The 15,568-nt window shown below is 72.9% G+C and carries 2 protein-coding genes and 2 pseudogenes; all 4 read right to left on the minus strand.

What is annotated here, in order from left to right; genetic code table 11:
* A pseudogene (locus tag HW130_RS36515) lies at positions 1-13,398 on the minus strand (hypothetical protein); the annotation flags it as partial.
* An 81-nt stretch (positions 13,399-13,479) separates the two neighbouring features.
* Positions 13,480-13,851 carry a hypothetical protein gene (locus tag HW130_RS34610; protein ID WP_108153179.1) on the minus strand — a complete coding sequence of 124 codons (372 nt, stop codon included), beginning with the start codon at positions 13,849-13,851 and terminating at the stop codon, positions 13,480-13,482.
* A gap of 2 nt (positions 13,852-13,853) precedes the next feature.
* Positions 13,854-14,309: a YbaB/EbfC family nucleoid-associated protein gene (locus HW130_RS34615; protein ID WP_177153735.1), complete on the minus strand. Its 456-nt coding sequence runs from the start codon at positions 14,307-14,309 to the stop codon at positions 13,854-13,856.
* 142 nt (positions 14,310-14,451) lie between these two features.
* A pseudogene (locus HW130_RS34620) lies at positions 14,452-15,568 on the minus strand (hypothetical protein); the annotation flags it as partial.

The following is a 15,568-nucleotide window of genomic DNA, read 5'->3' on the forward strand; positions in this document are numbered from 1 at the left end:
CTCCGGTGCGACGGGGGCCGTGTCCGCGTCCGTGGGTGTGTCGGAGGCCGCGTCGGTGCCGGACAGCGTGCTCAGCTCGTACGCCTCCTCCTCCTCCAGGAGGCCCGGGAGGTCGCTGCTCGTCGGTGACGGGGGCAGCGGAAGGGTGGCCGGGTCCTGGAGGAGCGCGTCCTGCGGGGTCGGGTCCTGCAGGGTCGGGTTCTGCGAGACCGGGTCCTGCGAGGCCGGATCCGGCACGGGCGGGACCGGCGCAGCAGTGTCGACGGACGTCGTGACCTGTGCCTCGGACCCCTTCAGCTCGGGCCCCTTCACCTCGGAACCCTCCAGCACCGGGGCCTTCTGCTCCGGGCCCTTCTGCTCCGGCGCCTTGAAGCCTTTCGGTTCCGGTGCCTTCGACTCCGTGTCCTCGGGCGCGGGAGTCTTCGGCGTGGGTGCAGGCGTGTGCAGGCTCAAGGGGACGATGTCCCCGCCCCGGCGGCGGAGCCGAAGGTGCGGACCGCTGTCGCCGGACGGGCCGGGGTAGGTGTGGGCGGTTCCGTTCTCCTCGATCAGGGTGACGGTGGTTCCGGTCGCGGCGGCGGCCCACCGGGCCACCGCACGGTCGGCCCCGGGACCCCACGGGGCCTCGGCGAGGTGGCGGCGCAGATGCCCCTCGCGGGCGTCCTGGCTCGGCGCGGGCTCGCCGGGATGCGTCCGCAGGGGTGGGGGTGTGAAGAGCGCGTCGCGTTCCGCCGAGTCGGCGGGCAGACCGTTCAGACGCATCAGCTGGGCGGGCGGCGCCCCGGCGCGCATGCGCAGCCGTGCCGCCTCCTGGCGGTCCAGTCCGGGCTGCTCCGCTGCCTGTCGCAAGGCCGTGGAGAGCGCGCCGAAAAAGCCGTTGCCGCGGCCGGTGGGGGCGACCTGGGTGTAGGTGGCGCCGTCGGGTGCGGTGAGGACGCCGTCGCGGTCGAGGCGGTAGCGCGGGCCGCTGCTGTCGGCGGGCGGCAGCCAGGGGGGGGTGGCGTGGCTGCGGTGCGCGGGCGGCTGCGCGGACCGCTGCTCCGGCCCGGGGCTCGTCGTGGTGTCGGTACCCGAGGTCCCCACGGCCGATGTCCCGGTGTTCGCACCGGTACCTGTCGCGGTCGTCGCAGTGGCCGCGGTCGTACCGGTCGTCACCGTCGCCGGGGTCGGCAACGGGGTGGCGACCGGCGGCGAGGTCCCGGGCGGAAGCGCGGCGTGGAAGAAGCCGTCAGCGATGAAGAGGACCGGATCGGTGGCCGGGTCGACGGCGGCCGGATCGGTGCCGTGCGGGAGGAAGAGCTGGTCGCGGCCCTCACCGGTCACCACGGTGAGCGGGGTGCCCAGGACGCGGGCGGCGAGGGCGGGCAGCAGGTCGGCTCCGCCGTGATCCCCGGCCCGGCGCTCGGGCCGGGCCGGTTCGCCGTCCGGGCGCTCCGTGCCGCCGTCCTGCAGCGGCTCGCTCGCGAACGGGCGGGACAGGGCCGCGGTGGCCAGCGCCACCCGCTGCGCGGGGGTCGGCCAGTAGGTCTGCGGGAGTCGGCCGAAGGCATCGAACTCGCTCTGCTGCGCCGGGGTCAACTGCACACCCGCAGCATCGAGTTCGTCCTGTGTGAAGGTGTCCTCGGCGTCCAGGGCGAGGGCGTCGAGCAGGTCCTCGTTGCCGTCCTCGCCCAGCTCCCAGGCGAGGCGGTCGCGGGCGGCGCCGATGGCCTCCGCGGTGACCGCCGGGTCGCCGGAGGCGCCCGTGAACCGGTCGACGAGGTCGGTGCCGAGCAGGTGGGGCAGGCGGCCTCGGGCCTCGGCGGCAGCGAGCAGCGCGTGGAAGAACGAGGCGCCGTCGTGCGGCATGTCGTGCACCTCGCGCACCGTGGCGCCGTCCGGCGAGGTGAGGGTGCGTGGGGCGGAGTCCGTCCCGTCGGTGACGACGTACGGCTCGGGTGCCTCGGAGCGCCAGCCCGGCTCGGCGTACTCCTGCGGCCGGTCCGGCACCGGGACGGAGGCCGAGCCCTGGTGGTGCGCGGTGAGGCGGGAGGCGGCCAGGTGCAGCCGGTGGTGGTCCCGGGCGGCGGCGTCGGTGTGCTGCTCCCACCGGTGGACCTCCTGGCGGGCGGCCTGCCAGGCGACGACGGCCGGCGACCAGACCATGTCCTGCGGCAGGTCGGTCGGCGGACCGGAGTTGTCGTCGCCGAGCGCGGCCTGTTCCGCCGGGCTCAGGTCGAGCCACGTCTCCCGGGCCCGCGCCCGTGCGTCGTAGTAGCGCTTCTCGGCCGCGGCGAGGTCGCCTGCCGCCTTGGACAGGTCGTCCCAGGCCGCGAGGACCTCGTCGGGGAACGTGGTGTCGTCCAGGAGGCCGTAGTCGCGGGCGATGTCCTCGCGCAGCCAGACCAGGGCGGTGGTCTCGGCCTCGGCGGCGCGCGGCCCGCGCTTGGCCTTGCCGAGCGCGTGCAGCGGGCGGCTGTCGGTGATGCGGTGGTCCGCCTCGGCCACGGACAGCCAGCTGACCGGCAGCGCGAAGAGCATGCTCCGGTCCGTGACGACCTTGAGGTGGGTGCCGAGGGTGGTGTCCGCGGTGCCCTTGAGCACGGTGCCGTCGTTCGAGCCACCGATCGGGACCGTGGCGCCCGGGTTGGTCACACCCGCGTTGCTGTTGCCCGCCATCGGCGCGGTGCCCACGGCGCCCTCGACGTTGTCGGTGATGCCGGCCTCCAGCGCGTCGGAGGTCTTCGCCCGTTGCATGGCCTCCATGCGCGGCTTGTTCTCCACAGCGAGCAGGCGGGCGCCGCGGCGGTGCATCTTCGCGTAGAGGCGGGAGTCCGCGGTGTGGTACTGCCCGAAGAGGCGCGCGGAGGCCTGCGCCGGCAGCGGTGAGCCGTTCGCGCCGAGCGCCTCGCGGAAACCGGCGGTCAGACCGCCCTGCGCGGTGGCCTCCTGCTGGGCCTGGGCGGCGGCGGTACCGAGGCCGGTGAGCGGGGTCCGGCGGGCCATGCGCACGCGTGAGTCGAGGACCTTGCCTGCGTGCCGTTTGCCGAGGTCGCCGTCGCCGAGGCCGTCGGCGCGCGCGGTGGCGAGGGTCAGGGCGTCCTGCACGTTGGCGGCGCCGCGGATGTCCACGGCGAGGATGCCGGAGCCGATCCGGTCGTCGAAGGGCAGGACGTCCGGGTCGGCGCCACCGGTGCCGTCCCCGGCGGCGGAGGTGCGCCAGGCGGCGATGCCCTCCGGGCGGGCCTGGGCGGCGGTCAGCATCTTCACCGCGCGTTCGGGTTCCGGCACGTCCTGCTCGGTGAGCGCGCCGTCGGCGCCGTCGCCGTCCGGGGTCAGCAGGTTCGCCGGGAGGATCTCATTGAGGCTTCCGACCGGGGTGTTGACGCCCGGGGTGAGCGGATCACCGGTCGCGTCCGTCATGGTGACGGTCAGGACATAGCTGGTGACGATCTCGGCGTGCGCCTGGGTGGTGGCGATGTTCGGCATCGCGGTGGTGCCGGCGGTCCGGGTCAGGGCGCTCGACCGCTGCTTGGCCGCGGTGCCCTGGAGCGAGGGGTTGGCGACGAGAATGCCGCCCTCCGCCGCGCGCTGACCGGCGCTGAGCGTCACGTCGGCGCCGCGGTCCTGGGAGGTGCCGTCGGCGTCGTCGCGGGCGATGGTGCGGTAGTCCTCCAGCTCGTAGCCGGTACGCAGCCTGTCCACGGTGGTGGTGACCGGAGTCAGCTTGAACTGGACCTGTCCGGGGCTGCCGCCGACCGGCAGGTGGTGCGGGCTGGACCAGGCGCGGTAGCGGACCGGCAGGTTCATCCCGTCGGTCGTCAGCTCGTGCAGGTGGCCGCGGAGGAAGTCCGGGGAGAGCCGCTGGAGGACCTGCTCCCGGTCGTGCGAGGGCACCCCGATCTTCTCCAGCTGCCCCGTCAGCTGCTGTGCCGCAGGGCCGGCGTCGAGTTGGCCGCTGGGGTGGGTGGGGAAGCGGCGGTTGCGCAGGTAGGGAGGCACCCGGTAGCCGCCGCCGAGGTTGTGCGGGGTGGTGATGCCCAGGCCGTCCGGGGCGAGCCCGGCCTCGATGACGTCCTGCATCGGGAGGTGGAACATCACCGCGTCACGGATGCGGTGGAGCGCGGCGGCGGCCCGGCGCGGGGCGAGACTGTCGCCGAGGCGCTCGGAGAGCCGACCGGCCGCGGAGCTGATACGGGCGCCGGCGCGGGTGCCCACCGTGCCCATCGCGGCCGTCCAGCGGTCCCGTACCGCGACGGTCTCGGCGGCGTCGGCGACCACCAGGTACATGCGCCCGGCGAAGGTGAGGGTGGTGTTGCGTCCCCGGGTGAGGGTCTGCGAGACGCTGCGGCCCTTGCCCCAGGCGTACTGCAGGGCGGTCGAGTAGGAGCCGACCACCGCCGGCCGGCCCGGGGCCTGCTGCAGCGGCATGTCGGCACCCTGGAGGCCGACGGTGGTACGGGAGACGGTGCTCGTGCTGCCGGCGACGCGGTGCTCGTTGCCGATGGTGGCCTCGAGGCTGGCCGGCTTCGGGTCGCTCTTGACCCGGAAGTTGCCCAGTTCGCCGCGGACCGCCGCCTTGAGGTAATGGGTACGGAACGGTCCGGCGCCGTTGAGTCCGGCGACGCGGGAACCGAACGGGCCCAGATACTGGCCGAGTTGGCCGGCCACGCTGAGGTTGGCCATCGCCCGGCGCAGCGCGGTGCGCACCGGGGCGCCGGGTGCGCTGACGTGCCAGGAGGTGCCCGAGGCACGGTCGGCGGTGTCCTGCATGAGCTGCTGGCGCTGCGGGCCGCCCTCGGCGCTCAGCACCACGTGCGGAACGCTCAGGAGTTTCTTGGTGAGCTGCCGGTCGGGCGAGTCCGTCCTGGGCAGCGGGCGGGTGCCGTCGAGGAGTTGGTCCGCCTCGGTGGAGGAGAGCTGCTGCGGTACGGTCGCGGTCGCCGGTGCCGGCCCGGTGGGCGGCGGGTCGGCGGGGGCGTGGTGGTCGGAGCCGTGCGCGGCGGGCACGGCCAGCTCCACCCGGCCCACGGTCTCGTTGCCCCGGGTGAACAGTGGCCGTTCCTCGACCTTGCTGACGAAGACGCCCGCGCCGAGCAGGCCGACCGAGGCGAGCCGGGCCCAGCCGCGCGGGCGGCGGTGGCCCTCGAAGGAGGCACCGAGCTCCACCTGGTAGCTGTAGAGGTCGGCGCCGGTCTGGAACGTCAGCTGGTCGTGGGCCACCGCGACCGTGTTCCTGGTGGCCTTCTGGTCGGTCTTGGCGTGGCGGACCCCGACTGTCACGTTGCCGGCCTGACGGGGCAGCCCGACGCCGGGCACCTTGTTGTGGTCGCGGGGCGAGACGCCCAGCTCGACACCTCCGGAGAGGGTGAGGGACGCCTGCTGCCCCTGGCCCGAGACCTCGGTGCCGATCACCGCGTTGCGCAGCGAGCGCTCGCTCATGGTGGTCTCGAACTGCCGGTCGGTGAGGCGTGCCCGGAGGATGAGCGTGTGGTGGCCGCGGCGCACCTTGCCGTCCTCGGTGAGGGTGACCGGCACCCCGGTGGTGGTCAGGTCGTCCAGGCTCTGCGCCAGGCTGGGCCGGTTCAGCGCCTCGCGCACCTGGCGGTCGTTGTGCAGCGCGGTCCGCATCCGCCCGTCGCCGTACCAGAACTTGGCGAGCCGCGGGTGCCGCAGCATCATCGGCGGGACGAACAGCGACGGGTAGGAGCGGTGCAGCGTGTCCAGGACGGCTTCCGCGAAGGCCCGCATGGGGTCCTGCGGGACGGGCTGCTGAGCCGGCTGCTGAGCCGGCGGCTGCTGCTGACTCTGGCTTTGCCCCTGCGGCTGGCTCTGAGTCTGGGGCTGAGTCTGGGGCTGGGTCTGTACCTGAGATTCGGTCTGGGGCCGGGTCTGTCCCAGGGGCTGCGGCTGTACCTGGACCTGTGTCTGCACCGGGGGCTGCGACTGCACCTGGGTCTGCGGGCGGACGGGGCGGAAGCCCTCGGCGCGGACCTGACCGCTCAGGTGGACCGGGTCCTCTCGGGTGAGGTACCACGGCACCGGCGGCTCGGCGTCCGGGTTGGGGCCCGCCTGGCCGGGCGTGCGGCTGTCCCAGCCCGCGAGGCGTCGGGCGTCCTGGGTTGAGATCCAGTCCAGGCTGACCACCCGGACCGGGCGGGCGGCCGACGGCGGTTCGCCGGGCTTGCGCACCATCAGGGTGCGCTCCACCCGGTACAGGGCGATCGGGTGGTTGCGTACCCGGCCGGTGGTCTTCCGGGCCGCGTCGACGCCGAGGTAGTGGCCGCGCCCGGCGCTGAGGTCCGCGCGGACCAACGGGCCGCCCTGGAGGCGCACGTCGGTCTCCGCGCCGACGAGGGTGTGGTTCGGCCCGGCGGTGACCTGGATGCCCAGGCGGGTGTCACGGACGTGGCCACGCTCGTTCTGGTAGGTGGTCTGGGTGAGGTCGCGCAACTCCGCCTTGACCGACTCGGTGACCAGCGTGGCCCGGTGCGGCACCGAGCGCTCCACGATCAGGTGCCCCAGCGGGTGCTGTCCGCTGCCCCGGGTCAGCTCGGGCCCGGTGACCGGTCCGGAGAACCGGCCGAACAGGGCGAGCAGCCGGTCCGGACGAACGTACGAGACCAGGGTGCGGTGCGCGGAACTCCCCGGCCGCGCCCCGGAGATGGCCAGCGCCAGGTCCTCCGGCGGATCCGTCAGGTGCAGCCCGGTGGTATCGGTGATCCGCGGCTCGACCCCGTCCGGGAAGGTGAGCGTCTTCGGTGCCCGCTGCGGTCCCTTGTAGGGCACGGTGAGGTCGTCCGGCAGCCGCCAGCTCAGCCCGTCGCGCATCGCGAACTCCGCGGAGTGCACTTGCGTACGCTGCCAATGGGGTTTCGGCAGCGGCGAGTGGGGATGGTTGCCCGGGGTACTGCCCCGGCCGGACGAATTGCCGGGGCCGGTGGTCTTCGGTGCCTCGGTGACGCGGTCCACCCGCACCCGGTAGTGGACGTCGTCCAGGTGCAGGTGCGAGCCCTCGTGGGCGCGCCACTCGGACTGGTTGTACGCCTGGGTGCCCTGGGCGTAGTCGGTCCTGCGGGTCCAGCCCAGCGAAACACCGATCTTCAGCAGCCAGTTGAGCGGCGGGCCCATGCTCAGCCCTCCGGCGATCCGGCGCCCGAAGCCGACGCTGCGCCCGCCGCCCGTACCGGCCTGGCCGCGTCGCATGGTGTCCAGCCTGACGGTGCCGCCGTTCACGTCGGCGAAGCGCTCCCAGCGGTGGTACGGGATGGCCTCGACCGTCATCTCGTGGCCGACGCCGGACTTCTCCCGGCCCACGAAGCGCGCGCCGCGCGGGGCGGTGAAGGCGCCGGGCTGCTCGGTGAGCAGGCGCAGCAGCTCCGCCTCGTCGAACTGGGTGCGCAGGTTCTTCGGCAGCTTGCTCAGGATCTCCTCGGCCACCTGCTCGGGCGAGCGCAGGGTCGTCTTGCCGGGGCCGGTGAAGAGTCCGGTGGGGCGACCGCGCGGGGTGCCGTCCGGCCGACCGGCCGGGGTGCCGTCACCCGGGTCGGCGTCAGGATGGATCAGAATCGTGGGCAGCCGGCTGCCGTCCTCGAAGGTGACGGTGGTCGGTACCGGGCCCGGCGGCCGGGCGTCCTGGCCGGTCAGCAGCCGGGCCGGGCGATGCCGTTCGAGCTGGGTCTCCAACGGTACCGGGTCACCCCGGTCGGGGGCCTCGGTGTCGGGCCCGTCGAGGTCGGTGACCCCGCCCATGCTGCGCAGCCACTCCCCGAAGGGGTCGGAGCCGTCCGGGTCCGGGGTGGCCGGGTCAGGAGTGGCCGGGTCCTGAGTGGTGGCCGGATCCTGTGTGGTGGTCGTGTTCGGGTCCGGGGTGGTGTGCGGGTCCGGTACGGGGGTGAGCGGCGCCGAGGCCGGGACCAGGGCGTCGTAGTGGTCGGTGCCGTTGTAGGCCAGGTGCAGGGCGCCGCCCCGGCCGCCCGGGTTGAGGGTGTTGACGAAGGTGCTCCCCGTCGACCGCGGGTCGGGCTGGACCAGTCGCAGATCGAGGTCGAGGGTGTGTGCCAGTGCTTCCGGGAGCTGGTCGGCGAAGGGAGAAGCCCACAGTGCCGGGAGCTCGGCCGCTGCGCCGACGAGTTCCTTGGCGCCGAGCCGCCGCGCGTCGGCGGGGGTGGGCGCCACGTCTGCGAGGTGCGGGTAGTCGCTCTCCCGGAGGATCCGCTGCCATTCGCCGGCATCGCCGTCGGTGACGACATCCTGCGCGATCCGGTTCCAGAGCTGGGTGATCCTGCTCCGCTCGGCCGGGTCCTGCGCCCCGGCGACGGCACGCATCCGCAGGTCGTCCACCACGGAGAACACCGGGTCCGGGATCGCCAGGGCCACGGCGTCGCCCAGTTCGGACTCGGTGATCCGGTCGCTCAGCAGACGACGCAGGCCGGCGACGTTCCGTGCGGCCCACGCGGGTGGTACGGCCTGGCTGCGCGCACTGTCGAGCGCCGCCCGGAAGAGGCAGTTTCCGCCGCCCGGGGTGTCCAGGCGCCGGAAGGACAGGCCGTCCGCGTTCACGGTGTCCGCCGTGCCGGGCTTGGCCTTGCTGAGGAGGGTCATGTCCTCGGCGCGGCTCTCCGGGCGGCTCGACGCGGGCGCCAGGTCGGGCCTGCGGCGGGCGAGTTCGGCGGTGTCCTCGGAGCTCAGGCCCAGTTCGGACAGTGGCAGCGGGGTGCTGGAGAGCGACCAGGTGATCTGCGCGGAGGGCGCGTAGGAGAGACCGCGCACGTCCTTCGGCGACACGAGGGTGGTGGGCGGGAGCGCGGGCGGCGGCGGGGGCAGCAGGGCGTCGAGCGTGGTGTCGGGCCTTGCGGTGGAACGCAACTCGGCTGCGGCGCGCAGAAATTCGGTGTACTGCTCGACCGTGGGATCGGCGCCCGGATCGGTGGTGGTGCCGCTCTTCGCGCCGCCCCGGTCGACGACCATCCGGCGCAGCAGGTCCGGGGTCATCCGGCCGTCGCCGTAGCGGGCCGCGGTGTCCGGGCTGAGCCAGCGCAGGTTGTCCACGAAGGCGAGTCCGGCGAGCAACTCCCTGTTTTTCGGCCGCTGTTCGGCATCCGGGCCGAGGGCATCGCGCAGCGTGCGTATCTGCTGGAGGGTACGGGCCCTGGCGAAGGCGTCGGCCGGTTCGGGGCCCGCGTGCAGGCCGGCGTCGCGCGCCAGGTCGTCCAGGTCGACACCGCTGGGCTCCGGGGTGAAGAGCCGCCACCCTCCCGGCCCGTCCGAGCCCTCGGTGAGCACCGCGCGTACGGTGCCGTCCCTGTCCCGGGCGGTGCCCACCTCGGTGGTCGGCGCGTACACCTGCCGCCCGGTCCGGTTCGCCACGTGCTGTGCCACCGGCAGGCCCGCCACCTGCGGCTGCCGCCCGGTCTCGCAGGAGAACAGCACCAGTGGCCGGTCCTGATCGCCGTCCTGCGCCCAGGACTTGAGCACCTCGCCGAGCTGTACGCCGCTGACCTTCACGGTGGGTCGCGCCGCGTCCTCGGTACCGAGAGTGACGGTACGGGAGGTGCCGTGCCCCGCGAAGTAGTCGGCGCCGCGCTCGGTGCCCGACCCGGGGAGCGCGGTCGGCGGGCCGGTGAACACGGTACGGCGGGCGGGTGGGTCCGCGACGGTCCCCGGGGCCGGTTGAGCGGAAGTGGTGCGCACGCCGCGGAAGGTGTCCTGGCCCAGCAGCGCACGACGCCCATCGCTGTGCGCCGTACCGTCCTCGGCCGGGCCCTGCGAGATGGTCAACGTCTGTACTGCGCGCCCCGGTTCAGGCTTGGCGGCCGTGTTCGGCACCCAGCGCCGCAGCTGCGCGACGGGCACCGTGTGGCCGTCCAGGGTGGTGACGAGCGGCTCGCCCGAGGGCCGTGCAGGACCGTTTTCGTTGTCGGCGGTGGCGCCGCTGTTCGCGAGCCGCACGACGATCCGCCCCGTGGGCGGGGGCGCCACGGGGAGCGCCACAGGGGGTGTCGCCGGGGAGTTGTCCGACGTGGTGGGCGGCGTCGGGGGCGGGGTGCCGCCGTTGCCGGGCCCGCGACCGCCGCCGGGGCCGTGTCCGCCGACTCCGTTGTTGTTGCTGTCGCCGTTGCTGTTGCTGTCGCTGTTGCTGGTGCTGTTGCTGTCGCCGTTGCTGTCGCCGTTGCTGTTGCTGTCGCTGTTGCTGGTGCTGTTGCTGTCGCCGTTGCTGTCGCCGTTGCTGTTGCTGTCGCTGTTGCTGGTGCTGTTGCTGTCGCCGTTGCTGTCGCCGTTGCTGTTGCTGTCGCTGTTGCCCGACTCCAGGTACAGGTCGGTGGCCGTGTCGGTCCAAGGCCGGGACAGGGCGGCCGGCTTGGCCGCGGCGGGCAGGCTGGTGGCCGTGAAGTCTGTACCGGCTCCCTTGCCATCCACGAAAGACGTCGCGCCCGAGACCACCTTCGGGCGCGTAGCCGGGGCGATGACCGGGTCGCTGTCGGTGGTCGCGGTGTTCTGCGTCGCGGGGCCGGATGTGGTGGCAGGGGCCGGTCCGAGGGCGTCGGCGAGCGGCAGCAGCACGTCCGCGCCGGGGAACGCGGCGTCCGAGGTGTCGGGAGTGCCGTCCGGCATCACGGCGGTCGGGGGACCGGTGAGCGGGCGGACCCGGACCGGGGCACCCGGGCCCTCGCGGGTCAGCTCGACGGCGGCGCGTACCGGACGCCCCGCTCCGTCCGGCGTGACCGACGGCCCGAGCACGACGGCCCGGTCGACCCCGGCCCCGTCCAACAGCTCGGCCCCTTCCGGCGTCCCCTCCCCCGGCGGCGGCACCTCCGAGACGATGATCGTCAACGGTGGTGACTGGCTGGGCGAGAGGCCCACGGCCGGGGCAGGACCCGCCTTCACGTCGTTCAGGCCGCCGACGTCACGTGCATCGCCGACATGGCGTATGTCGCCCGTGTCGGCGTACGAGCCGGTGGTGCCCACCTTCGGCGGGGCGGTGGTGATGTCGGGGGCCGGGGTGGGGTCGCTTTCGGTGGAGCCCGAAGTGCTCTCGCCCGCATTGACGGTCCCCGGCGAGGATGTGGTCGCCGGCGGCGGGCTGATCTCCGAAGGAGAGGAGGTCTCCGAGGAGGAGGTCTCCGAAGAAGTACCGGTCTCGGGCGACTGCGAGATCTGCGAGGCGTCGTCGGTCGTGGTCCGGGAGCCCTCCGCCGGGGCCGTGCCGTCCGGGACACGGGTGCCCTGCGTGCCCTGGAGCTGCGCCGCGGAGGCGGTCTGAGGGGCTCCGGCGGCGGGTACGCCACCCGGTCGGGTGCCTGAGCCGGTGCTTGTGCCCGTGCCCGGCGCGGCGGAGGCGGTGGGGCTGTGGGAGGCGACGGGACCGCCCCCCTGCCCCGGCACCGGCGCCGTACGGTCGTCCTGCGAGACCATCTCGTCCGGAGAGTTCTGGACGGTGCTCTCCGGGGAACCCACGACCGAGCTGTCCGGCGATGCCTCGGACGCGACACCGTCCCGGTCGCCGGTGACGACGGTGTTGTCGGCGCTGTTGGCGTTGTCGACCTGCACGTCCGTGTCGAGGTCCACCACCGGGTCGGCGTTGTTCCCGGCGGGGCCGGGAGCGGAGTTGCCCGTGGAGCCGTTGCCGAACGTGGCCGTGGTGATCGGGGAGTCCACCGTGACCGGCGTGCCGAAGCTGTCGAGGGCGCGGCGGATCTCGTCGGTGTCGACCTGCGCGGCGGGGCTGTTCCCGGCGGGCACGACCCGGACCTCGGGCACCTGTGACAGGTTGCTGTGCAGGCTGTCACGGACGCCGATCTCGGTGCTGCCGGGCGGCTGGGAGCCGCGCAGGGCGGAGAGGTCGCGCAGCGCCTGCTCGCGAGCCTCGGCGGGACCGTTGTGGACCTGCTGCCACAGTTCGTTCTCGGCGGCGGTCACGGGCAGCGGTCCCGGGGAGTACAGCGGCGGGGCCTCGGTGGAGTAGGGCGGAGGCGACTGGCTGCCGGTGAAGTCCCCCTGGCCGGTGTCCTGTTGCGTGACGCGGGGAGGCGAGTTGCGCGTGGAGCCGGTGCCGCCCGAGGAGTCCGTACGCGGGGGACCGTCGGTACCGCCGGTACGGTCGGAGCCGCCGCCGTCGCGAGAACGCGTGGACCCGTCGGAGTCCCGCGTGTCGGAGTCGCTGTCGCCTCCCGAGACGGTGGGCGGCGGCTGCATGCGCAACTTGTCAATGGCGTGGCGCAGTTCGGCGCCGCTGTTCAGGGCGGTGTCGGTGAGCGTGGCCTCCACCTGGCTGCTGATGCCCGCGCCGACGAAGGTGGACCAGCTGGTGGACCAGTCGCCGTCGAAGGCACCCTTGATCAGGATTTCGGCGAGCGCCTCGCCGGAGCCGGCGGCGATGAAGTCGGCCGTCCCCTTGAGCCCGTAGTGCCCGGCCAGCGCGCCCGGCCGGTCGGCGTTGTTGCGCAGGATCTGGTTGTTGCGCCACAGGTTGGTGTTGTTCCGGAAGGAGAGCGGGTCGTTCCGGAAGGTGGTCGGCGTGTTGTTCGTGAGGTTGGGGCCGTTCCCGTACGGGCTGGGCTCCGGGCGGTCCTTCGGGGTGTTGTCGCGGGGGTTCGGGGTGGGGTCGGGGTTCGGCTTGGGGTTCGGGCCGTTGTTCTTGAAGTCGAGGTTCGGGGGGTTCTTGAGGTTGGGGTTGTTCTTGAAGTCGAGGTCCGGGCCGTTCTTGAGGAAGTTGTTGTCGTAGCTCTTGACGATGTTCTTCGCGAAGTCGTTGAAAATGCTGGTGAGGAAGCCTGCGGCGGCACCGAACGCGGCCGACTTGAGGATGTCGTTCCAGTCGAAGCCGTCGGGACGGCGGTCGTTGGGGGCGAAGTTCATCATCGCCAGCCGCACCGCGAAGGTGGTGAACGCCTCGGCGAACGCCTCGGTCAGCGAGGGCGCGATGTGCAGCCGCTGGAGCAGGTGGCTGAGGGTGGTGAGGATCACGAACCGGCTGCGCAGCTTGGCCATCATGATCTGGCTGGCCGAGGCGCCACCGGTGAAGAAGGACATCGCCAGGTAGATGGCGATCTCGATGAGCAGCCGGATGACCTCGGCGATGACCTGCCACTTGGACTCCATGATGTCCATGGAGGTCTTGCGCCGGCCTTCGGCGATCTTGTCGAGTTGCTCGGCGAAATCGCGCAGGTAGTTCTTGCCGCCGTCGTCGATGAGCATGCCCATCGCCTTGGCGTACGACTTGGAGAGGTCGTCGGGCATGACCTCGGCGATGTCGTGGATGGACTTCTCGATCAGCGACGACATCCTGTCGAGCTTGCGGCCCAGACCGGAGTACGGCCGGCGGCTCTCGTAGGCGAGGTCCTCGTCCGCGTCGATGAGCTTCTCCCCGGTGAGGATGAAGATCATCGCGTTGACCTCGGGCGATGGCATCATGCTCATCGAGGGCCGCCCCGCAGGCCGCTCGGGCAGGACGGAGCGGCCGCTCCCGGCATGGTGCGGGAGCGGCCGACGGCGCGGAGGTCAGCGGCGGCCATGCCCGCCCGGGCCGCCGTCGAGCCCATGGGTGTCGATCTCCCTGTTGTTCTGCTCGATGTCCTCGATGTTGGCGTCACGGGTGTTCTTCATCAGCCGGACCTGGCTGACCGTGGCGTCGGTGATCCCCACCAGCGCGTCACGGATGGACATCATGGTGTCCTTGGTGGTCTGCCGCTCCTTCTGCTCCTGCGGCTTGGCCTTCTCGGCGAACTCGCCCTCCGTACCGGGCCATCTGACCGTCGGAGCCAGTTCGTCGAGGAACTCCTCGGTCATGCTTCTGGCCAGGGTGCCGATCTCTTCCAGCTGTCCCGCCAGCGCCTCGATGCGCTGCGGGTCGACGTAGTACCGCTGCCCCATCGTCAGTCCTCCCCGTCCTCGCCGAGCGCGTCCCGCCAGGCGGGGGCGGCCTGGCCGCCGCGCTCCTTGTCCTCGTCGTCGTCGCGCAGGACCTCGGGGCCGAAGATCCGCTCCCAGTCCAGCTCGAAGCCCTTCAGCTCCGGCACATTGCTGCTGGGCTCGGCGAAGGGCGCCATCGCCTTCATCACATGCCGGTTCATCTTCACGCGCGCCGCGTTCGCCGCCTCCAGGACGCTGGCGGCCAGCTCCTGGGGGGACATGTCGCGGTACTTGTTCTCCAGGAACTCGATCCCGGTCAGCTCACCCTGCGGGCCCACCCTGGCGCGGACCGCGCGATCGGAGGAGAGCACCGCGAACGACGCCTGACGCAGCTCGCGCTCGGTGCGCGCGACCGCCTCCTGGGCCGCCTGGAGTTCGGCCATCGCCTTCTCCAGACGCTTCTCCAGCGGTTCCGTCACGCCCGCTCCGCCCTTCTCCGTCGGTCTCTCCGCAGGTCCGTCAACTTCCCCGCCGATCTTGCCTGTTGAGGGCTCGGTTGGGGAAGCCGGGGCCGGGTGGGATTCGTCTCTCCCCGGTGGTCACGCCGGACCAGCACCCTGGTCACCGCCCGATGACGGCCGGGGTGCCGCCCTCCTCGGTGCCCCACACGTCCTCGTCCTCCTCCAGATAGTCGGCGGAACTGGTGGACCTGCGGCCCGGCTGCGCCTCCTCCTCGGGGGAGTCGCCGCCACCGGTGGTCGTCACCCGGGCGGCCGGGGTCAGGAAGGTGTCACTGTCCTCCTGACGGTTCCACGGACTGCGCCGACGGCGGTTGCGGCGCTCACTCTCCTCCGCCGCGTCGACCAGGACGGCACGCACCCGCTCGCCGTTGCCCTTGTCGCCGCCCGCGCCCATGCCGCCCATGCCGCCGCCCATCGGCATGCCGGGGCTGCCGGGCATTCCGGGGGCGCCAGGGGTGCCGGCCACGGCGGCGGCCGGACTGAGCGGGGTGGCCGTGCTGTCCGAGAGGGGTGCGACTCCCGACGCGCTGAAACCGTCCGAGGACGACAGGGAGTCCGCCCCGGAGAGGCCGCCGCCGGACGCCCCGGTACTCACGCCGCCGCTGAGGCCCAGGTCGGAAAGGGGCACGTCGCGGGAGGTGGTGCCGTCGCCGCCGCCGATCCCGTTGAGGTCCCCGAGGCCGTCGAGGACGCTCGAACCGTCGTCGCCTCCGGACGAGTTGAGGTCGTGCAGGTCGACCGTCTCGGTGTTGCCCTGCGCGTCGGTGACGGTGGCGATTCCGGTGTCCGGGTCGATGACCTGGGTGCTGCCGTCCGGGAAGGTGGTAGTCAACTGGCCGTTGTCCAGGATGGTGCTGGAGCCGTCCGAGTTGGTCACCTTCGCCCCGTGGGTGAGGTCGGTGGTCGTGGTCGTGCCGTCCGCGTCGGTGGTGGTGAGCAACCCGCTGTCCGGGTCGAACGTGGATGTGCTGCCGTCCGCGAACGTGGTGGTGAAGTCGCCGCTGTCGTCGAGCTCGGTGCTCCCGCCGGTCGGGGTCTGCAGGCCGGAACGGTCGCTGTTGAGGTCGCCCAGGTCGCCGATCGTCTCGGTGGTGATGCCGGAGTTGATGTCGCCCAGATCACCCAGATCGTTCAGGTCACCGAGCCTGTTCCGGCTGTTGAGATCGCCCAGGCCGCCGAGGTTCTCGGTGGTGGTGGTGCCGTCCGGGTCGGTGGTG

The organism is Streptomyces sp. PKU-EA00015 (assembly GCF_013387495.1).
In the GTDB taxonomy this organism is placed as follows: Bacteria; Actinomycetota; Actinomycetes; order Streptomycetales; family Streptomycetaceae; genus Streptomyces.